We start from the raw sequence: 18,913 nt of genomic DNA on the forward strand, positions 1-18,913 counted from the left end.
GCGACACCAAGTCATCATTGACAGCTACATTCGATATTTTCGTATATCATTCATTGGCTTATCGCATAACCTTCATTTCTTTTTTAGCGTAAATTTGTGTAGACTCAGGGATAGAATGTAACAAGCACTAGGTTTGTTATTGGGTGACATAACAAAAAGCGCAAACGTTTATGACGACTCGTGTCCTGCTAAATTTAGTACATCCTATTTTTGAAAAGTCTTGGGCTAACCAGGTCATGCTTGAGGCTATAAAGGATCTGGATTATGTTCGAGTTAATGACTTATATGAAGAATATCCCGACTATTTTGTCGACATTAAACGTGAGCAAAAGCTGCTACTCGAGCATTCCTTAATCATTTTTCAACACCCTTTTTATTGGTACAGCTCTCCTTCTTTACTCAAAGAGTGGCAAGACTTAGTCCTCGCAGAGGGGTTTGCTTATGGAGAAGGAGGCTACCAGTTAGCAGGGCGTTATTGGATGAATGCCATTACTGCTGGTGCGGCTAAAGACAGCTACACTCCTCATGGTTTTAACAATTTTTCGACCACTGAGTTGCTCAGACCTTTTGAGCAAACGGCTGATTTCTGTGGCATGAACTTTGTTGAACCGTTTGTGATGTATGAGGCTGAAACACTGAGTCACAGCGCTGTTGAAAAAGAAGCTCAACGTTATCGTGATTATGTGGATTCATTGGTTCAGTCTTTTGATTTGCTGAAAGACGCTGACAATACAGAGGAGGGATAAATGGAAGAAGCGAGCATTCTTTATCAAGCGTTTGTTTTCCTTCTCGCCGCGGTTGTTGGTGTTCCAATTGCGAAGCAGTTGGGCTTGGGGTCAGTTCTCGGCTATTTAATCGCAGGTATTATTATTGGTCCTTTTGCCTTAGGGTTAGTGGGACAAGATGTCACAGACATCATGCACTTCGCGGAGTTTGGCGTGGTCATGATGTTATTTTTGATTGGCTTGGAACTGCAGCCTAAAAAACTCTGGAAAATGCGAATGCCCATTTTGGGGCTTGGTGGCCTGCAGGTCATTATTACCATGCTCTTACTAACGCTGTTGGCTTTGGCGTTTGATCTGCACTGGAAAATGGCGCTTGCGATCGGCATGATTTTAGCTCTATCCTCAACCGCCATCGTATTACAAACTTTATCGGAGAAAGATTTATTACGAACTGATGCTGGCAAGTCAGCTTTTTCAGTGCTTCTATTCCAAGATATTGCCGTCATCCCCATGCTGACCTTGTTACCTTTATTGGCAACTTTGCCAGTAGAAAGCTCACAATCAGTTGGCCATACTGAGCTGGAAGCATGGCAACAGGCAGCGTTAGTCCTTGGCGTCATTAGTGGCATTATTATCGTTGGCCGTTATCTGGTAAGGCCTATTTTCAACTGGATTGCTCGCACAGGCCTGCGCGAGATTTTTATCGCAACCTCTTTGTTGTTGGTCTTAAGTATTACTATTGCTATGCAAGAGATTGGATTGTCACCAGCGTTAGGTGCTTTCTTGGCAGGGGTAGTGTTGGCGGAGAGTGAGTATCGACACGAATTAGAAGTGGGGCTGGTCACGTTTAAAAGTTTACTCTTAGGCCTTTTCTTTATAACGGTTGGCGCCAGCATCAACCTCGACATGCTGATGCAATCTCCAGGTCTTATTGCTTTGTTATTGGTATCTTTAATCGCGATTAAAATTATCGTGCTGATGATATTGGCTAAACAGTTCAAGATGTCGTTAATTGAGAATTTACTGTTCTCGTTTGCCTTAGCGCAAGGTGGTGAATTTGCTTTCGTTCTCTTTAGCTTCGCTTCTCAAAACGGAGTTTTGAGCAACGACATCATTTCCTTGCTCACTGTGGTGGTGGCGCTTTCGATGGCTCTAACGCCAGTGTTATTGATTGCTTGTGAAAAACTGATTATTCCGCGCTTGTCTTTCGGCAAAGAGCGCCGTGCCTTTGATAAAGTTGATGATGGTGAAACTCCAGTCATCGTCGCAGGCTACGGGCGCTTCGGACAGATCGTGTCGCGCATACTACGCTCGCAGGGGTTTGATACTACGTTGCTGGAGTACGATGCGGTTCAAATCGACTTGGTTAAGAAGTTTGGTACCAAAGCCTACTATGGTGATGTAACGAATGAAGAGGTACTTAGAGCCGCTGGCGCTGATGATGCGAAGATGATGGTCATTGCGGTTGGTAACCAAGAAAAGACGCTAAAAGTTATCGACCTGTGTCATAAACATTTCCCACACCTAAAGATTTACTCGCGTGCTAAAGGTCGTCGTGAAGCTTATGAGCAGAAGAAAGCTGGTGCTGATTTTGTCATGCGTGAAACCTTGGGGTCAGCGGTGGTACTGGGTAGAGAAGCTTTGATGGGACTCGGCTATCGTAAGTATCAAGCGCACAGAACGGCAACCGCATTTTACCACTATGATTCTCAACATTTAGAAGAGTTAGCTGAGTTGTGGGGTGATAAGCAATACGTGATTAAAGCTGCTGAGCGCGCAGAAATGCTGGAGGCTGTTTTGAAAGCTGACCAAAGAGACTCAAAAGTTATGCGCCGCGCGTGGAATACACCCGTGTCACTGGAAGAAGAGGAGAGTGATGACTCCGAAAACGAGGGCGAAAACTCTGACTCTTCTTCAAAAGAATCATCAGAAAAGAAGAAATCTCGGCCTTGAACTTGCCCGAAATTGGTTATCTAGAATTGTTAATAAGCTGCTTCCCCGTTGTGTTGGTGGCAGTTATTTTTTATCGCTGGAAAGCCAATAGCAAAGAATTAATCATTGCCACCTTACGCATGGTAGGACAATTGATTGCGATTGGCTTTGTGCTGGTCTATTTATTCAAAGAAACTTCCAGTTGGTTAGGCCTATTAGTCATGTCAATAATGCTCGTCGCTGCGGGTTGGATTGCCATGAGACCATTGGTTGATAAGAGTCTTAAACATATTGCTCAGCTTTCATCCGCTTTGTTGCTTGGGTGTGGCTCAATTTTAGGACTGGTCATTGTTTTTGTATTGGATTTATCGCCTTGGTATCAGCCTCGGTTTGTGATTCCATTAGCCGGTATGTTGCTAGCAAACACCATGAATAGCTTGAGTTTATCCGGTGAGCGCTTTGATACTGAGGTAAAAGCTGGGGCGCTGCTCGAAGCTGCTCGCAATAAGGCTTTTTACACAGCGATGATTCCACAAATAAATTGTTTGCTGGCCGTTGGTCTAGTGGCATTACCCGGTATGATGACAGGACAGATTTTGTCTGGCGTTAGTCCATTGGTCGCGGTGCGTTATCAAATTGTGATTATGGTGGCGATATTATGCTCTTCAGCATTCTCCACTGCTTGGTATCTGATGTCTCGCCACAGACAGAGCGTGGATGAAAACTAATTTATCCTTAGAGGTGAAACTCTACTTAGTAGTGTTTTCGGAAGCGGTGAAGGGCGCTGATTGATGGCGTTTGCAATAACTTTTGCACACAGCATTGAGAAGCATAATCCGCGAGCACCAAAGCCGTAGTTCAGCCAAAGGGTTTGATCGCCAACTTGATTAAAATAACCGCAAAATGGGAAGCGGTCATAACTGGTCGCTCGCACTCCAGGGTGCTCGTTAGCAATATCTTTTTCAGTAAAATGAAACCCAAAACGCCGATTGACCTGCGCTATATTGGTTAATGAGTTTTCTCTTCTGACAGCGTCATCAGAGCTATTTTCAAAGGTTGCTCCAATAACTAACTGGCCGTTGTAATGAGCGATATGCCCATCGTGGTTGATAGGGGTTGTGTGACTATGTTCGGCTTTTAAAGTGGTTAGTTGGCCTCGCATAGGGGCGATTTGAGGCAGGTTCTGAGTACACGCCGTATGAGGGCTTTGATAACCACTAGCGATGACAACATGGTCGAATTCATTGAGCTGACTTAAGTCGTCAACTTTAGTATTAAGGTGCAACTGAGTTTTGTCCAAGTCTTTAATTAAGTGCTGACAAAAAGTTTTCCCGTGCACTTGAATCGCTGGAAGTTTGAGTGCTTGAACCAAGCGCTCAGCAACTTGTAACGTTTGAAATTGAAACCAGCTTTCTTCTCTATGCCAGTTTTGCTTCGCGTAAACCTCTTGGTACTGCTCTAAGTGGTGTTGCGAATATTTTTTATTGCTCAGTTGGTGTGCAAACTGACTTTGCGCTAGCTCGGGGTACTTATCAATATAGGCTTTTAAGTGACGGAAGCCATGAAAGGTGAGTTGACTGTAGGCATTATGATCAGCCGATAAAACGGGTAAAGCGACCAGTGACGGCATGTTGGAAGCGCCACTACAAATGCCATGCTGATCGAACAAGTGGACGTCGATCTGTTGCTTATGTAACTGATGCGCTAAGGAGCAACCAGCTAGACCGGCACCAATGATAGCTACTTTGTTTGGTTTGGGGCGTGCTGTGATATAGTCTGTAGCGAGCGTAGGTTTCGGTGTGGAGAGCTCTTTTTCACTGAATTTAGCAGTTAACATTTCACGCTTTCGCCCAAAGCCTGGACGCTTTTCGATATTGAAGCCATAGTGTGGCAGAGGCTTTCTTAACGCAGCTGCGACGGTAAAGGTCGACAATGTGGTGCCATGAGTGCTGTGAAGCGCCATGAAGTGTAGTAGGCTTTTAGCCCACATGTCGGGATTCTTACTGGGCGCAAAACCATCTAAAAACCAAGCGTCGAAAGCGTGGCTTTCCGGCAAGGCTAATTCCTTAAGAGCTTTGTCCGCGGGGTAAAACAATAAATGAAGCACGATGTTGTCTGAGATTTGCAGCTGATGAATCCCAGGCAGAGCATCAGGGTAATTACTTAACAGCTTTTCCGAATACTCTGATTCTACTCCAAGTATTCGAAAGGCTTTTTTTAGGTCGTTAGGGTGAAGAGGGAACTGCTCAATTGACCAGAAGTGGAGTTCAGCTTTTGAGTCTCGAATCGCTGTTTGCTGCCACAGCTTTGCCGTTAATAAAAAATTTAACCCTGTGCCAAAGCCTGATTCAAAAATGTGAAACTCGGAACTCTGTTGTAACTTATGTCGTTCGGTGAACCTAGGCTCAAGGTTATTACCGTTTAAAAAGACATGCGTGCTTTCAGCGATGCCATCTTGAGGGTTGAAGTAAATATCATCAAAAGCGGGAGAGTAGGGGGCTATTTGGCTATTTTTAGATTGAAGCTGCTCTTCGGAAGCTTCAAGCCACTGATGCTTTTCTGAGTCGTATTGGCGCCATTCGATAACAGCGGGTTTTACGCCCAGAAAAGCATTATGCATAAGGGATTATTTCTTTTCTATAAGGGTCAAGAACTCGTTACGTGTATTCTGAGACGAGCGGAATTGGCCCAGCATGGTGGAGCTGGTCATGACGGAGTTTTGCTTCTCAACGCCACGCATCATCATACACATGTGTTTTGCTTCGATAATAACGCCAACACCAGATGCTCCAGTCACTTCTTGTATTGCCTCAGCAATTTGCTTGGTTAAATTCTCCTGAATCTGTAATCGACGGGCAAACATGTCAACGATGCGAGCAATCTTTGATAAGCCAATAACCTTACCTGTTGGCAAGTATCCAACGTGGGCTTTCCCGATAAATGGTAGCATGTGGTGCTCACACATAGAGTAAAGCTCTATGTCCTTAACGATAACCATTGAATCATTATCAGAATCAAATATTGCACCATTGACCACGGTATTTAAGTCTTGCTCATACCCTTGGGTCAAAAATTGCATTGCTTTTGCGGCGCGAGTAGGTGTGTCGAGGATACCGTTGCGTGAAATGTCTTCACCTAATTCGACCAACACATCTTTATATAAATTTGCTAACTTATCGGACATCTTGCCATTTCCCGTTTCAATTTCAGTCGTAATTCTAATGGATATCGCTACAATACCCAAATAATTATCACAATTATGTTAATACCGATGTGGAATATCGTTGCCGATGAAAATATGCCGTTAGTTGAAGAACTGTTTTCCAATATCAGTGGAAAAGCAGCTCATATCAAGCGACTAGCGGGGCGTAGTATTACTTCGCGAGACCTACATAACACCGATATTTTATTGGTGCGCTCGGTGACTCAGGTTAATCAATCGTTACTTGAAGGGACTCATGTTCAATTTGTCGGAAGCGCTACCATCGGCACCGATCATATCGATTTAGACTACTTAGCGGCCAAGAACATTGCCTTTTCCAATGCTCCTGGCTGTAACGCGCAGGGCGTGGCTGAGTATGTATTAACCAGTATTGCTTACTGGGCGGAACAGCGTCATATCGACTTAACTAAAGTCACAGTGGGGATTATCGGAGCCGGCAATGTCGGTAGCCGTGTGGCTAAAGTTTTAGACATACTGGGTATTAAGTACCTACTCAATGACCCACCACTGGCTGATGCTGGCGATCCCAGAGACTTTGTTGGTATTGAACAAATACAACAATGCGATGTGGTGACCTGCCATGTTCCGTTTGTGCGAGCTGGACAATATGCGACTTATCATCTGGTGGATGACGCTTTTTTAGAGGCCATGCCACAACAGAGCTTGCTCATTAATAGTTCCCGTGGAGCTGTGGTTGATAACACGGCTGCGCTTGAAATCAAGCGAGCAGGCAAAGTGATTGATTATATTCTTGATGTTTGGGAAGGCGAGCCTGACGTTAATATTGAACTGTTTGAGCAAACCATGATTGCCACTCCGCATATTGCAGGTTATTCGCAAGAAGGCAAAATCCGTGGCACCTATCAACTGTATCAGGCTTTCAATCAATGGTTCGACTTGGAAGATAGTATTGCGCTTGATGAATTACTTCCTGAGGCACCAAAGTGGCAGTGGAGCGGCTCGTTAGATGGGTTATACCAAAGCCTTCAGCCTTATTACGATATTGAAGCCGATGACCAACGTATGCGCCAAGTTAAAAATAACATTCAGAAAAAGTTTGATCATTTGCGCAAAACCTACCCGCAAAGACTCGAATTTCTTGATACGCTATAAATTATGAAACCATTAAACTTTATTTTAAAAGCAAAGATTCAACGTGGCTGGAAGATAGTGATTCTCAGCTTTATCCTCGCCGCTTTTATCGGCTTACCGCTGATGTTTCTCGCCTCATTGATTGCAGCAGGAGCTCTACAAACTGTGTTGGGCTTGGTCTCGATATTTATTGTTGTTGCGGGGTTGGTGAGTATGATGGGCGGGTTTTTTATTGTGTTGTATGATTTGTATCAGAGTTAGGTTTGTAGTTATGTAATGTACCCTTTTCTTTGCTTGTCCAAAGAAAAGGGCGAAAAGAAAAGACACCCCAAATATTAGACCTAAAGGCTTCCCTCGTAATCTAAAATTATAACGTGCCATCAAATGAAACCTCGCTGTTTCGTTTTGATTAAATTAGGCTATCCCTGCCTAATTTGCACTATAATTTTAAATCACATCGGCTAATGTTTATGGGGAATGGGCGCAAGCCTGATAACTTTATATTCTTGTCATTCCGAGAATTGATCGAAGAGAATCCTTTTAGGGAGATCGTGGGATCCAGCTCATAGAACAGGTTAAGCGTAGCTGTAACCCTACACATTAATCATCAGACTTCTTAATACCGCCAAACTTCTTCTTTGGCTTTGAGCTTATATTTGAGTTTTTCTTTTCCTGTTTCTTGTCTTGCTTTTTCGCGAGTCGTTTTTTGTCGCGGTTGGTCATGCCTTTTTTGCCGGCGGGTTTACGTTTTTGGGTGCCGGCGGCTTTGCCGCTTTTCTTGAGTTTTTGTGGCCCCTGGTATTTGGCGACGAGGTTTTTGACGGTTTTAACGTCGAAGCGGGTGCCGAGTTTGGTTTGAATGGTAACCATGAGGTTCCAGTCTTTGTGGGTAATTAGGGATATGGCGGCGCCTTCTGCGCCTGCGCGGCCGGTACGGCCGATACGGTGAATATAGTCTTCAAGGCTTTGCGCCATGTCGAAGTTGATCACGAGGTCAACGTCTTTGACGTCAAGGCCGCGTGCGGCGACGTCTGAAGCAATCAAAACGTCGAACTTTCCGTCACGGAATTGCACCATGATATGGTTACGAGTGTCTTGCTTGATATCGCCGTGGATATGGCCAACTCGTAGCTTGTGATAACGAAGAAGCCCGCTGAGTCGTTCAACCTGTGTTTTGGTGTTACAGAAAACGACGGCTTTGCGGTATTTTTCGTTTTGTAATAATTGCCCTGTGAGCTTTTCTTTGTGCTCTAAATTATCGGCCGTGATGATCGACTGGTGAATATTCGCTTGCGCGTCTTCGTAGGTGTTGAGCGTGATGGTTTCAGGGTTTTTGAGCAAGGTCTTAGTGATATGGCGAATACCTGAGCCTTGTAGCGTTGCTGAAAATAGCAGGCTTTGGCGATCGTTAGAGCAATAGTTTGCAATAGCAATAACATCGTCACTGAAGCCCATATCGAGCATCTTGTCGGCTTCGTCCAGCACCAAAAACTCTAAGTCATCGAAATCAGTCGCGCCTTGCTGGCTATGATCGAGAATACGTCCTGGCGTACCAATAATAATCTCAGGGTTTTTGCGCATGGCTGCACGCTGAACCTTAAACTCTTCGCCACCCGTAATTAAACCTGCTTGAATACCCGTAAACTTTGCCAAGTCCATGGTTTGCTTGTGGATCTGGCGAGCCAGTTCGCGTGTCGGCGCTAAGATTAGGACGCGAGTACCGCTATTCGGTGCTTTCTTCGCTAGCAATTGCTCTAAAATGGGCAGTACAAATGCTGCTGTTTTACCTGAGCCAGTTTCCGCGCTGGCCATAACATCTAAGCCATCCAACACCACTGGGATCGCTTCCTGCTGAATATCAGTAGGCTTGGTGATACTCAGTTTATCAAGGGCTTTTATCAGTTTTGGATTCAGTTCTTGGAAGATGCTCATGCGCTATAGGGTTCTCTAATCAATGTGGGCGGCGAATCTGAGGCTAATTCTATCACTAACTTTAAAGGACTGTTACTGTTTCGGACTATCCTAAGAAGGTTTCTTCAACAGCGGCCGTAACATGCCTTCAAGGCCGTTAAGTTTTACTTCGTACATTAAAGCGAGCTGCTGGCCGAGTTTGCCTTCGGGGAAGCCGTTTTTGTGGAACCAGACTAAGTAAGGTTCTGGTAGCTCCAGAAGTTTACGGCCTTTGTATTTACCAAAAGGCATGGTTTGATTGATACTTTCGAGAAGAAGTTCTTGATTCATAAGGTTGGAATAAGGTTGTCTTTGCAATTATTTTTGGACGCTTTATGATGCTATTACCTCAAATTATTATTAAAAAGGCAATTATGATGAAAAAAACAATGATTGCATCGCTTGTGGCGTCGGTGGCATTGGGTTTAGTGGCTTGTGGCTCTGCGCCAGTTGTTGAAGAAGCGGCTCCCGATTATGCCAAGCAAGCACAAGAGATTAGTAAGAAATATGTGATCGCGGATTTGCATATTGATGTGCCACACCGTTTGCATGACTCGAATGAGGACATCAGTGAAGCGACTGAAGGTGGAGACTTTGATTATCCTCGTGCTGTTCAAGGCGGTTTAGACGCGCCTTTTATGTCGATATATATTCCCGCGAATTTGGAGTTTAAAGCTGAGGGTGAAAGTTATAAGTTAGCGAATGAGCTGATCGATAACGTTGAAGCAATCGTGGCAAATAATCCGAATAAGTTTGCTTTAGCGACTAGTCCTGCGGAAGTCCGCGAAAACTTCAAAAATGGTGTCATTTCTTTGCCGATGGGCATGGAGAATGGTTCGCCAATTGAAGGCAAGCTAGAAAACGTAGAGTATTTTTATGACCGTGGTATTCGTTACATTACCTTAGCGCACTCTCGTAGTAATCACTTGTCGGACTCTTCTTACGATGAAGCTCGCCCGAACGAAGGCTTAAGTGACTTTGGTAAGGATGTGGTTCGAGAAATGAATCGCTTAGGTATTATGGTCGACGTATCGCACCTATCTGATGATGCGTTTTATGATGTTCTAGAAGTGTCGGAGACTCCAGTCATCGCCAGCCACTCGTCTGCCCGTTATTACACACCAGGTTTTGAGCGTAATATGGACGACGATATGATTGAGGATATGGCTGAGAAAGGCGGCGTTATCTTTATTAACTTTGGTTCGACGTTTATCTCGCAAGACTCGATTGAAAACAATAATGCTTATAAAGAGGCAGTAAAAAATTATATCGAGTCTAATAATCTTGACCCTAAGAAAGATGCATCATCAATAGAAAGCTTTAGAAAAAGCTATCGCCAGAGAACGCCATTCCAGTTTGCCGATCGTGAGGATGTGCTGGATCACATTGACCATGTGGTTAACTTGGTGGGTGTTGATTATGTCGGTTTAGGCTCAGATTACGATGGGGTGGGCGACAGCTTACCAACGGGGCTTAAAGATGTATCAACTTATCCAAACTTGATTGCAGGCTTGTTGGAAAGAGGCTACTCAGAGCAAGATATTGAGAAGATGCTTTCCGGAAACTTGATGCGTGTTTGGACACAAGTAGAAAATCACGCTACGAAGTGATATTTTTTGTAGCTTAAAAGTTCAATAAGGTTTACTAGCAAAAAAAGAGAGGAAAATGATGAATAAGAAAATTATTGGAATTGTATTGTTAGCAGTAGGCATCGCCTTGTTCTTCTGGGGTTATAATATGACCCAGTCGGTCGGTGAAGAAATGAAGGAAGCTTTTACGGGATCTTTCTCTGATAAAGCGACTTGGTTGATGATCGGTGGCGGGGCACTTGGCCTTATTGGCTTGTTACAGTTAGTGATTGGAAAGAAGTAATTACCATCGATTCTAAAAAAGCCCGCGTTATCGCGGGCTTTTTTGTTTTTAGCTCTAGTGCTTATTTAAACTTAGATTCTAAGTTTTTAACTTGGGTATTTAGTACGCTATCGACGGCTTTGGCCATCATGTTAGATTCTTCTCCGACAAAGCCTTTGACTAAATAGCTCATGCTGAGCGTTGTCAGGCCCTTCGTCTTTTCTTCAAAACTCCATGACATGTGGCCATAAACGCCCATGCTTTGCAGTGGGCCTAAACCACCGACCATTTGCACGTTTTTATTCGGCATTACCATGCTAACTGTCATGTGCATCGCTTCTTTATCACCATTAACTTCACAAAAGCAGCCGTTCGCTTTTGGTTCGATGTACATTTTTGACGCATCGCTAAACCACGTATGGCTTGATTCCCACCAGTCGCCAACATTGAGGAACTGTTGATACACCTCTTCAGCGGGAGCCTTAATGGTGGTTTCTATTTTGATTGAAAAGTGCTGCTTGCTTTGAGCGCTGACAATGGCTTCGGCACTGTTTACGGTTAGCAAGATCAATGCACTAAGGGTTGCCATAATAAGTCGTTTCATTCTATCTCCTTAAAAGATGCCTATTCTTTTTGCTTTAGATGTTTTTTTCACTCTTGAGTAACTTAACCAGTTCTTGTGACGCGTTGGATAGGGTTTTGTTGGTTCGGTAAATAATACCCATATCGCGGTCTGATAGGAACTGCTTTGAGGATAAACTCACCAGCGGTTTTGTTAATAATCGCGTGGGCAATAAAGTCCAACCCATTTTACAGGCGACTAATTTCGCAATTACTTCTAAGTAGTTGGCCGTTTTAACTTTCCCCAATGACACTCCCGCATTGGCCAATTGCACTTCGAACAGCTCACGAGGGAAGGTGTGTGCCGGTGGCAAGATACAAGGGTAGTGCTGTAGTTGCTTTAATGGCTCTTCTTCGTGAGCTAAATCATAATCTTGGTGGCAAACTATAGCCAACCGCTCTTTCCAAATAAGCTCGTGCTCAAGACGTGGATCTTTCTGTGGTGGAAACGTCAGTAGTGCTAACTCCAGATCGCCACTTAAAACTCGCTCATAGGCCAGCTCAGAGTCAATAAACTCAATATTAACGTCGACTTGCTCAAAGGTATCAACGTACTGTTCTAAGTAGTTGGGGAGTAAGTGTAAGCCTATATAGTGGCTGGTGCCAATATGGAGCTCGCCACTTACCTTACCACTCAAGTCTCGAATATTTTGCACGGTGTCTTCGATGTCACTGATGATTTGTGGCGCTTGCTGGCGCAAAAGTTGACCCGCTTCAGTCACTGCGACGTGACTTCCAACGCGATCAAAGAGTTGGCTATCGACTAAGGTTTCAAGGCGCTTGATGCGTTTGCTTAGAGCGGGCTGTGTCATCTGCAGTTCTTTGGCGGCGAGCGTGAAGGATTTTAATCGCGCTACAGTCAAAAATGTTTTGAGTAAATCAATGTCCATACTGTTATTACTAGGTAAGCTTGTTAAAAACAGTCTATTCCTTATGGTTATGAGTTTTATAAAAATAATGAATTGGAGTTATTCTACAATAAGGACTACACTTGTTCCACTTTGCTGCGAATGTGCGGCTATTTTTATTATGTGAAAAGACCAAATGAGGCACAGTTAATGGCTGGAAAAACTCTTTACGACAAGCTATGGGAAGACCACCTTGTCGCAGAAAATGACGACGGATCAGCATTGATCTATATCGACCGTCAATTATTACATGAAGTAACGTCACCGCAAGCGTTTGAAGGTTTGCGTATTGCTGGCCGTAAACCGCGTCGCTTAGAAGCAAACTTGGCGACTCCGGATCATAACGTCCCAACCACAGACCGTACTAACGGTATCGAAGATCCGGTATCACGTATTCAGGTGCAGACCTTGGATGATAACTGTGATACTTACGGCGTGACAGAGTTCAAGATGGACGACATTCGCCAAGGTATCGTACATATCGTTGGTCCTGAGCAGGGCTATACGCTTCCGGGCTTGACCATGGTCTGTGGTGACTCGCATACAGCAACGCACGGCGCTTTCGGCGCGATGGCGTTTGGTGTGGGCACGTCAGAAGTTGAACACGTTCTAGCGACTCAATGTTTACGTCAAAAGAAAATGAAGAACATGCTAGTTCGCGTTGATGGCGAGCTTGGCACAGGCGTTACAGCTAAAGATGTGGTTCTAGCGGTCATCGGTGAAATCGGTACGGCTGGCGGTAATGGTCACGCGATTGAGTTTGCGGGCTCGGCTATCGAAAGCTTATCGATGGAAGGACGCATGACGATCTGTAACATGGCAATCGAAGCGGGCGCACGCGTTGGCTTAGTAGCCGTGGATGACAAGACTATCGAATACGTAAAAGGCCGTCCTTTTGCGCCAAAAGGCGAGCAGTGGGACATGGCAGTTGAAGCATGGAAAGACTTGCACAGCGATGCTGATGCAGAGTTCGACCGTGTGGTTGAGTTGAAGGCTGAAGACATTATTCCTCAAGTGACTTGGGGTACTTCGCCAGAAATGGTGAAGCCTGTGAATGGCAATATTCCAAACCCTGAAAAAGAATCCAACCCTGTGAAGAAAGAGGGTATTGAGCGCGCACTTCAGTACATGGATCTAAAAGCGGACACGCCGATTACGTCGATTCCGCTGGACAAAGTCTTTATTGGTTCTTGTACCAACGCTCGCATCGAAGATCTTCGTGAAGCTGCGGCGGTGGCAAAAGGTCGAAAAGTATCACCAAGCATTAAACAGGCGATGGTGGTTCCAGGTTCTGGTTTGGTGAAAGAGCAAGCAGAAGCTGAAGGTTTGCACACTATCTTTACCGAAGCGGGATTCGAGTGGCGTGAGCCGGGTTGTTCGATGTGTCTTGCCATGAATGCTGACCGTTTAGAGTCAGGTGAGCACTGTGCATCAACCTCAAACCGTAACTTTGAAGGTCGTCAAGGCCAAGGTGGTCGTACACACCTAGTCAGCCCAGCGATGGCGGCTGCAGCAGCGGTTCATGGTCACTTTGTTGACGTGCGTGAACTCGAGTTAGACAAAGAATTAGCAAAAGCTTCGGAGGTGCACTAATGGAAGCCTTTACGCAACATACTGGTCTAGTCGTACCTTTAGATCGTTCAAACGTCGACACGGATGCGATTATTCCTAAGCAATTTTTAAAGTCAATCAAACGAACAGGCTTTGGCCCGAACTTGTTTGACGAGTGGCGTTATTTGGATCACGGAGAGCCAGGTATGGACAACTCAAAGCGTCCGCTAAACCCTGACTTCGTGATGAATAAAGAGCGTTATCAAGGTGCTTCTATTCTATTGGCTCGTGAGAACTTTGGTTGTGGCTCAAGCCGTGAGCACGCTCCATGGGCGCTAGAAGATTATGGTATTAAAGCGGTAATCGCACCAAGCTATGCCGATATTTTCTTCAATAACTGCTTTAAGAACGGTATTTTACCGATCGTGCTTGACCACGCGACGATGGATACTTTGTTCGAGCAAACTGAAGCAAACGAAGGCTATAAGCTGGATATCGACCTTGATAAGCAAACCATTACTCTGCCAAGTGGCGATGTGATCAGCTTTGAGGTTGAATCAGACCGTAAGCACAGCTTGTATAACGGCTTGGACGATATTGGTATTACCTTGCAGCAAGAAGATGCGATAACGGCGTATGAAGCTGAGCGGGCTAAGCGAGCCCCTTGGTTATTCAACCAGTAGCAAACAGTATGAAGTGGACGGTGCTCTTAACTGCTTTTTACCTAGTGTCTTTTAGCTTAGTTGCAAAAGATATTAGCCATGCCGAAGCGTACAAAGCAGCCAGCAAGATGGAAGAGACTCTTGATCAAAACGATATGTATTCATTGTTTATGGCGAGAGGGCAACTAATTTCTGATGCTGTACCAAGCTGTATTAGTAAAAGAGCAACCGCTCCAACGAACATCTCTGTTGTGATAGAGCTAGATGAGACAGGCTTGGTAAAAAGGATGTGGAGTGATAATCAAAGCCTTTTTGGACTATGTTTTGAAAAAGAAATCGTCACGAGATTCAAATTCAAAGCTCCAAAGGCACCATTTTACACTCTTATAGAAATTACAGACGATAATCAGATTGAGTTTAATTATGACTAAAAAAGTATTGGTATTACCGGGTGACGGTATTGGCCCTGAGATTGTAGGGCAGGCGACGCGTGTGTTGGATGCGTTGATTGAGAATCATGGCTTGGACGTGACGTATGAGTCTGCATTGGTGGGTGGTTCGTCGTATGATGCACACGAAACACCATTGACGGATGAAGTCTTAGCTCAGGCGAAAGATGCGGACGCGATTCTTTTGGGTGCTGTGGGCGGACCTAAGTGGGAACAGTATGATATTTCAGTACGTCCAGAGAAGGCGTTGTTGAAACTACGTTCTGAGCTAGAGTTGTTCGGTAACTTGCGTCCTGCGATTTTGTATAAACAACTGGCTGATGCTTCGAGCTTAAAGCCTGAGCTTGTGTCTGACCTAGACGTTTTAATTGTTCGTGAGTTAACGGGCGGTATTTATTTCGGTCAACCACGCGGTATTCGCACACTTGAAAATGGCGAGCGCCAAGGTTTTAACACTTACGTTTACTCGGAAAGTGAAGTTGAGCGTATTGCTCATGTGGCGTTTAAAGCTGCGATGTTACGCGATAAACGTGTTTGCTCAGTGGACAAGGCGAATGTACTTGAGGCGACTGAGCTATGGCGTGAAGTGATGGAGCGTGTGAGCAAGGAATATCCTGAAGTTGAGTTGACTCATATGTATGTTGATAACGCGGCGATGCAGCTGGTACGTGCACCTAAGCAGTTCGACGTCATGGTAACGGGCAACATGTTCGGCGATATTTTGTCAGATTGTGCTGCGATGCTAACGGGTTCGATAGGTATGTTGCCGTCGGCGAGTTTGGATGCGAACGGCAAAGGCATGTACGAGCCGATTCACGGTTCAGCACCTGATATCGCGGGTCAGAACAAAGCTAATCCATTGGCGACGATACTGTCAGTATCAATGTTATTGCGCCACAGCTTCGGCGAAGGTGCTTTAGCAGACAAAATTGACCAAGCGGTTTCAACGGTATTGGATCAAGGTTATCGTACTGCTGATATTCATACGGAAGGCGATACCTTGGTTTCGACCACAGAAATGGGCGACGCGGTATTAAAAGCATTAGCATAAGCTGAGCTTAAGTAAATCTACGTAAAATCATTGGCATAAGGGGCTAAGCCCTCTATAATTCAGGGCAAAGCAACTTATGCCAAGCCGTAGCTCAGATGTCTCAACCTCAAGACATACAATTCGATGGACTTTATGCCCATGAGCTAACGGTTTCTCGATCGGAGCAGATACTTCTTGAAGATGCTGACCTGCATCTAGCTCCATCAACAATTACTTATCTTTATGGCGAAAACGGCGCAGGCAAAACCAGCCTGATGCGTTGCCTCGCGGGCTTGTTGCCTTCAGACCAGGGTTCTATCTATTGGAATAAACAGCCAATTCATCACCCTGATTCAAGCTACTTTCAAGAGCTCATCTTCCTAGCACATAGTTTGTCCATGAAGAACGAGCTGACCATTGCCGAAAACCTATCTTTTTACGCTAATTTGCGCTTAAAAGGGGGGATCTTGCAGAGAAGTCTATCAAAACAGATTTCTGAAGTGCTGTTGGAGCTAGGTATCGGAGGTCTTGAAAACCGTATGTTTGCTGAGTTATCAGCAGGGCAGCAGCATAAAGTGGCTTTGGCGCGATTAATGCTTGAGCCAGCGAAGATTTGGATCCTCGATGAGCCTTTCGTCAATCTTGATCAAAAAACGCGCGGTTGGCTGGCCGATAAAACCTTAGCGTTTAAAGAACAGGGCGGGGTGGTACTGTTTACCTCGCATCATCACATTGACGAGCTGCCGGTCGATCAAAAAGTTGGAGTAGAGCACGAATGATTTTGACTCTGCTGAAACGTGAAATGAAAGTCGCACGCCGTAACTGGATTGGCCTAGCCATTCCATTGCTATTTTTCATCATTGTGGTCAGCTTATTTCCGTTTGCTGTTAGCCCTGAAGCGCCGGTATTGCAAAAACTTGCTCCAGGCGTGATATGGGTCGCGGCACTGTTAGCCATGTTATTGTCATTGGAACAGTTCTACCGCAGTGATTATCAAGATGGCTCGCTTGAGCAACTTCTTTTAATGAGTTCGCCGACCTCGGTAGCCATGAGTAAAATATTGGCTCATTGGTTATTAACGGGGCTACCACTGGTGATTTTGTCGCCATTATTGGCAGTATTGATGCAAATTAACTACGGTAGCGAAGGCTCGCCTCATACGTGGGTACTGATGCTCAGCCTTGTGATGGGGACGCCAACGCTATGCTTGTTGGGGGCTGTGGGCATGAGCTTAACCTTGGCGGCGAACCGTAACGGTTTATTAGTGTCCATTTTGATCATTCCATTGTATGTACCAATTTTGATATTTGGGGCTTCGACAGTTACAGCATCCCTAGAAAATATGCGTTATAATGGCGAACTCGCCATCTTGGGCGCTTTTTTATTGATAGCAATTGTATTTGCGCCTTTCGCATCGGGTCGCGCACTTAAAATTTCAGTAGGTTAAGATTTAATGGCAAACGGTTGGCGCTGGTTTCACCGGCTGGGTTCTCCGAAATATTTATTCCAAAAAACAGGTCAGTGGCTTCCATGGATATGGGCGGCGACCTTGATTTTATTGGGTGTGGGCTTGTACTACTCGCTCTGGGCTTCGCCGATTGAAGTGCGTCAGGGACAAGGTCATACCGTGCGTATCATGTATGTGCATGTCCCCGCAGCTGCTTTGTCGATGATTGCTTACATCGCGATGGCGATTGCAGCGATAGTCGGGCTAGTTTGGAAGATGAAGATGGCTTTTGCGGTGGTGCGCTCGATTGCACCTGTGGGCGCGGCCATGACCTTTCTTGCGTTATTTACAGGTTCTGTGTGGGGCAAGCCCACTTGGGGTACTTGGTGGGAGTGGGACGCACGAATGACGTCTGAGCTCCTATTGCTATTCCTATACCTAGGCTATATTGCTTTACATGCCTCTTTTTCAGATCGCTCAAAAGCTGATAAAGCTGGTGCGATCTTAGCGATTGTGGGTGTGATTAATATCCCGATTATTTACTTCTCGGTAAAGTGGTGGAATACCTTGCACCAAGGCTATTCAGTGACACAGAAAGGTGCTTTAGCTCCGGAGTTTCAAACACCACTGTTTTTGATGCTGGCTGGAATCTATCTGTTATTTGCAGCTCTAGTCATCATGCGCTTGCGAGCTGAAATTATTTTACGTAACCAAAAAGCTCGCTGGGTCACTGAGTGGGCAACAGGTGCCACGAGCAAAAGAGGTGAGTCATGAGCAGTTGGCATGAGTTTATTTTTATGGGTAAACATGGCGTATACGTATGGTCGAGCTATTTGATGAGCTTGATTGTTTTAGTAGGCTTGTTTGTTGGTTTTAGAATGATGCTGAAATCGCTCAAGAAACAGGTGCTGGCAGAAGTGGCTGCTCCTGATGCCCAGAAGCAAAAAGCACGTAAGTTAAAAGTATCCCAAGCGGACTAACGTAAAATTCATTAGTTGAGTAAATAGTAGATTTCATGAAAGCACATCGTCGTAATAAATTAATCGCCATTATTGGTGGCTTGTTGCTGCTCTCGGGGGCGGTTGCACTGATCCTGTACGCACTGAGCTCTAACATCAATCATTTCTACCCGCCAACAGAAGTCAGCCAAGGCAAAGCGCCGCTTAATAAAACCATCAGAGTGGGTGGGTTAGTGGCTTATAATTCGGTAAAACGTGCTGCCGATGGACTTGATGTCGAGTTCACTGTGACAGACAACCAAAACTCGTTAAGAGTGCAGTACCATGGCATTCTGCCTGACCTGTTTAAAGAGGGCCAAGGCGTGATCGCTGAAGGTCAGCTAGTTTCTAAGACAGAGTTTGTCGCATCGAAAGTATTAGCTAAGCACGATGAAAAGTATATGCCACCAGAGGTTGAGCAATCGCTGGAGAAATATGGGCATCCTGGTAAAAAGCAATCAACTGACTATTAGG

At 45.0% G+C, this 18,913-nt stretch carries 22 protein-coding genes; 16 read left to right on the forward strand and 6 right to left on the reverse strand.

Annotation, left to right across the window (positions count from 1 at the left end):
- Positions 1-170: 170 nt before the first annotated feature.
- The 3 genes from TQ33_RS03945 to TQ33_RS03955 are packed head-to-tail and all read left to right on the forward strand — an operon-like array spanning position 171 to position 3,385.
- Positions 171-746 carry an NAD(P)H-dependent oxidoreductase gene (locus TQ33_RS03945; RefSeq protein WP_046560905.1) on the forward strand — a complete coding sequence of 192 codons (576 nt, stop codon included), beginning with the start codon at positions 171-173 and terminating at the stop codon, positions 744-746.
- Positions 747-2,678, forward strand: a complete 1,932-nt coding sequence (locus TQ33_RS03950) for a monovalent cation:proton antiporter-2 (CPA2) family protein (RefSeq protein ID WP_084616922.1) — start codon at positions 747-749, stop codon at positions 2,676-2,678.
- Complete coding sequence (locus TQ33_RS03955; protein ID WP_046560906.1) at positions 2,675-3,385, forward strand: ABC transporter permease; 711 nt, start codon at positions 2,675-2,677, stop codon at positions 3,383-3,385. The genes TQ33_RS03950 and TQ33_RS03955 overlap by 4 nt, the downstream gene beginning before the upstream one ends.
- On the opposite strand, the gene mnmD is transcribed toward TQ33_RS03955, so the two are convergent.
- Both mnmD and folE read right to left on the reverse strand, forming a co-directional pair.
- Positions 3,382-5,277, reverse strand: a complete 1,896-nt coding sequence (gene mnmD, locus TQ33_RS03960) for a tRNA (5-methylaminomethyl-2-thiouridine)(34)-methyltransferase MnmD (RefSeq protein WP_046560907.1) — start codon at positions 5,275-5,277, stop codon at positions 3,382-3,384. The two genes, TQ33_RS03955 and mnmD, sit on opposite strands and share 4 nt — an antisense overlap.
- 6 nt (positions 5,278-5,283) lie before the next feature.
- Positions 5,284-5,841 (reverse strand): GTP cyclohydrolase I FolE, encoded by a 558-nt coding sequence (folE, locus tag TQ33_RS03965; RefSeq protein WP_046560908.1) that lies wholly within the window; start codon positions 5,839-5,841, stop codon positions 5,284-5,286.
- An 87-nt stretch (positions 5,842-5,928) separates the two neighbouring features.
- Here folE and TQ33_RS03970 point away from each other — a divergent pair, with 87 nt between their 5' ends.
- Positions 5,929-6,993 carry a 4-phosphoerythronate dehydrogenase gene (locus TQ33_RS03970; RefSeq protein ID WP_046562289.1) on the forward strand — a complete coding sequence of 355 codons (1,065 nt, stop codon included), beginning with the start codon at positions 5,929-5,931 and terminating at the stop codon, positions 6,991-6,993.
- Between the two features lie 3 nt (positions 6,994-6,996).
- Positions 6,997-7,233, forward strand: coding sequence for a hypothetical protein (locus TQ33_RS03975; protein ID WP_046560909.1), 237 nt, complete (start codon positions 6,997-6,999; stop codon positions 7,231-7,233).
- A 339-nt stretch (positions 7,234-7,572) separates the two neighbouring features.
- Here the strand turns inward: TQ33_RS03975 and TQ33_RS03980 are convergent, their stop codons facing one another.
- Entirely contained in the window at positions 7,573-8,904 is a 1,332-nt protein-coding gene (locus TQ33_RS03980; RefSeq protein WP_052735189.1) for a DEAD/DEAH box helicase, read from the reverse strand.
- Between the two features lie 90 nt (positions 8,905-8,994).
- Positions 8,995-9,213: a DUF3820 family protein gene (locus TQ33_RS03985; RefSeq protein WP_046560910.1), complete on the reverse strand. Its 219-nt coding sequence runs from the start codon at positions 9,211-9,213 to the stop codon at positions 8,995-8,997.
- 86 nt (positions 9,214-9,299) lie between these two features.
- On the opposite strand from TQ33_RS03985, the gene TQ33_RS03990 reads away from it, so the two are divergent.
- Complete coding sequence (locus tag TQ33_RS03990) at positions 9,300-10,532, forward strand: dipeptidase (protein WP_218915809.1); 1,233 nt, start codon at positions 9,300-9,302, stop codon at positions 10,530-10,532.
- A 55-nt stretch (positions 10,533-10,587) separates the two neighbouring features.
- Complete coding sequence (locus TQ33_RS03995) at positions 10,588-10,794, forward strand: DUF3185 family protein (RefSeq protein ID WP_046560911.1); 207 nt, start codon at positions 10,588-10,590, stop codon at positions 10,792-10,794.
- A gap of 61 nt (positions 10,795-10,855) precedes the next feature.
- Here the strand turns inward: TQ33_RS03995 and TQ33_RS04000 are convergent, their stop codons facing one another.
- Positions 10,856-11,377 carry an SRPBCC family protein gene (locus TQ33_RS04000; RefSeq protein WP_228640406.1) on the reverse strand — a complete coding sequence of 174 codons (522 nt, stop codon included), beginning with the start codon at positions 11,375-11,377 and terminating at the stop codon, positions 10,856-10,858.
- 34 nt (positions 11,378-11,411) lie between these two features.
- Positions 11,412-12,284, reverse strand: coding sequence for a LysR family transcriptional regulator (locus tag TQ33_RS04005; protein ID WP_046560912.1), 873 nt, complete (start codon positions 12,282-12,284; stop codon positions 11,412-11,414).
- Positions 12,285-12,452: 168 nt separating this feature from the next.
- Here TQ33_RS04005 and leuC point away from each other — a divergent pair, with 168 nt between their 5' ends.
- From leuC to ccmE, 9 genes are all read left to right on the forward strand, one after another.
- A complete protein-coding gene (gene leuC / locus TQ33_RS04010) occupies positions 12,453-13,895 on the forward strand; it encodes a 3-isopropylmalate dehydratase large subunit (RefSeq protein WP_046560913.1) in 1,443 nt (480 codons plus the stop codon).
- Positions 13,895-14,536, forward strand: coding sequence for a 3-isopropylmalate dehydratase small subunit (gene leuD, locus TQ33_RS04015; RefSeq protein WP_046560914.1), 642 nt, complete (start codon positions 13,895-13,897; stop codon positions 14,534-14,536). Before leuC ends, leuD begins: the two co-directional genes overlap by 1 nt.
- 8 nt (positions 14,537-14,544) lie before the next feature.
- A complete protein-coding gene (locus TQ33_RS11620; protein ID WP_052735190.1) occupies positions 14,545-14,946 on the forward strand; it encodes a hypothetical protein in 402 nt (133 codons plus the stop codon).
- Positions 14,939-16,015 carry a 3-isopropylmalate dehydrogenase gene (gene leuB / locus TQ33_RS04025; RefSeq protein WP_046560915.1) on the forward strand — a complete coding sequence of 359 codons (1,077 nt, stop codon included), beginning with the start codon at positions 14,939-14,941 and terminating at the stop codon, positions 16,013-16,015. The genes TQ33_RS11620 and leuB overlap by 8 nt, the downstream gene beginning before the upstream one ends.
- A gap of 95 nt (positions 16,016-16,110) precedes the next feature.
- Positions 16,111-16,773, forward strand: coding sequence for a heme ABC exporter ATP-binding protein CcmA (gene ccmA, locus TQ33_RS04030; RefSeq protein WP_046560916.1), 663 nt, complete (start codon positions 16,111-16,113; stop codon positions 16,771-16,773).
- Entirely contained in the window at positions 16,770-17,441 is a 672-nt protein-coding gene (gene ccmB, locus TQ33_RS04035; RefSeq protein ID WP_046560917.1) for a heme exporter protein CcmB, read from the forward strand. The genes ccmA and ccmB overlap by 4 nt, the downstream gene beginning before the upstream one ends.
- A 6-nt stretch (positions 17,442-17,447) precedes the next feature.
- The gene (ccmC, locus tag TQ33_RS04040) at positions 17,448-18,215 is read left to right on the forward strand and encodes a heme ABC transporter permease CcmC (RefSeq protein ID WP_046560918.1); all 768 of its coding nucleotides are present in this window, start codon (positions 17,448-17,450) and stop codon (positions 18,213-18,215) included.
- Positions 18,212-18,421 (forward strand): heme exporter protein CcmD, encoded by a 210-nt coding sequence (gene ccmD, locus TQ33_RS04045; RefSeq protein ID WP_046560919.1) that lies wholly within the window; start codon positions 18,212-18,214, stop codon positions 18,419-18,421. Before ccmC ends, ccmD begins: the two co-directional genes overlap by 4 nt.
- 35 nt (positions 18,422-18,456) lie before the next feature.
- The gene (gene ccmE / locus TQ33_RS04050; RefSeq protein ID WP_046560920.1) at positions 18,457-18,912 is read left to right on the forward strand and encodes a cytochrome c maturation protein CcmE; all 456 of its coding nucleotides are present in this window, start codon (positions 18,457-18,459) and stop codon (positions 18,910-18,912) included.
- Position 18,913: the final 1 nt, after the last annotated feature.

This window comes from Kangiella geojedonensis, assembly GCF_000981765.1.
Classification (GTDB): Bacteria; Pseudomonadota; Gammaproteobacteria; order Enterobacterales; family Kangiellaceae; genus Kangiella; species Kangiella geojedonensis.

What these genes read in the sequence shown, in the direction of transcription:
- leuD (WP_046560914.1), top strand. Translation starts at nt 13,895, where the DNA reads ATGGAAGCCTTTACGCAACATACTGGTCTAGTCGTACCTTTAGATCGT.
- TQ33_RS03985 (WP_046560910.1), bottom strand. Translation starts at nt 9,213, where the DNA reads ATGAATCAAGAACTTCTTCTCGAAAGTATCAATCAAACCATGCCTTTT.
- ccmA (WP_046560916.1), top strand. Translation starts at nt 16,111, where the DNA reads ATGTCTCAACCTCAAGACATACAATTCGATGGACTTTATGCCCATGAG.
- TQ33_RS03995 (WP_046560911.1), top strand. Translation starts at nt 10,588, where the DNA reads ATGATGAATAAGAAAATTATTGGAATTGTATTGTTAGCAGTAGGCATC.
- ccmB (WP_046560917.1), top strand. Translation starts at nt 16,770, where the DNA reads ATGATTTTGACTCTGCTGAAACGTGAAATGAAAGTCGCACGCCGTAAC.
- TQ33_RS03950 (WP_084616922.1), top strand. Translation starts at nt 747, where the DNA reads ATGGAAGAAGCGAGCATTCTTTATCAAGCGTTTGTTTTCCTTCTCGCC.
- TQ33_RS04000 (WP_228640406.1), bottom strand. Translation starts at nt 11,377, where the DNA reads ATGAAACGACTTATTATGGCAACCCTTAGTGCATTGATCTTGCTAACC.
- TQ33_RS03945 (WP_046560905.1), top strand. Translation starts at nt 171, where the DNA reads ATGACGACTCGTGTCCTGCTAAATTTAGTACATCCTATTTTTGAAAAG.
- TQ33_RS03970 (WP_046562289.1), top strand. Translation starts at nt 5,929, where the DNA reads ATGTGGAATATCGTTGCCGATGAAAATATGCCGTTAGTTGAAGAACTG.
- folE (WP_046560908.1), bottom strand. Translation starts at nt 5,841, where the DNA reads ATGTCCGATAAGTTAGCAAATTTATATAAAGATGTGTTGGTCGAATTA.
- ccmC (WP_046560918.1), top strand. Translation starts at nt 17,448, where the DNA reads ATGGCAAACGGTTGGCGCTGGTTTCACCGGCTGGGTTCTCCGAAATAT.
- TQ33_RS04005 (WP_046560912.1), bottom strand. Translation starts at nt 12,284, where the DNA reads ATGGACATTGATTTACTCAAAACATTTTTGACTGTAGCGCGATTAAAA.
- TQ33_RS11620 (WP_052735190.1), top strand. Translation starts at nt 14,545, where the DNA reads ATGAAGTGGACGGTGCTCTTAACTGCTTTTTACCTAGTGTCTTTTAGC.
- TQ33_RS03975 (WP_046560909.1), top strand. Translation starts at nt 6,997, where the DNA reads ATGAAACCATTAAACTTTATTTTAAAAGCAAAGATTCAACGTGGCTGG.
- TQ33_RS03990 (WP_218915809.1), top strand. Translation starts at nt 9,300, where the DNA reads ATGAAAAAAACAATGATTGCATCGCTTGTGGCGTCGGTGGCATTGGGT.
- leuB (WP_046560915.1), top strand. Translation starts at nt 14,939, where the DNA reads ATGACTAAAAAAGTATTGGTATTACCGGGTGACGGTATTGGCCCTGAG.
- ccmE (WP_046560920.1), top strand. Translation starts at nt 18,457, where the DNA reads ATGAAAGCACATCGTCGTAATAAATTAATCGCCATTATTGGTGGCTTG.
- mnmD (WP_046560907.1), bottom strand. Translation starts at nt 5,277, where the DNA reads ATGCATAATGCTTTTCTGGGCGTAAAACCCGCTGTTATCGAATGGCGC.
- leuC (WP_046560913.1), top strand. Translation starts at nt 12,453, where the DNA reads ATGGCTGGAAAAACTCTTTACGACAAGCTATGGGAAGACCACCTTGTC.
- ccmD (WP_046560919.1), top strand. Translation starts at nt 18,212, where the DNA reads ATGAGCAGTTGGCATGAGTTTATTTTTATGGGTAAACATGGCGTATAC.
- TQ33_RS03980 (WP_052735189.1), bottom strand. Translation starts at nt 8,904, where the DNA reads ATGAGCATCTTCCAAGAACTGAATCCAAAACTGATAAAAGCCCTTGAT.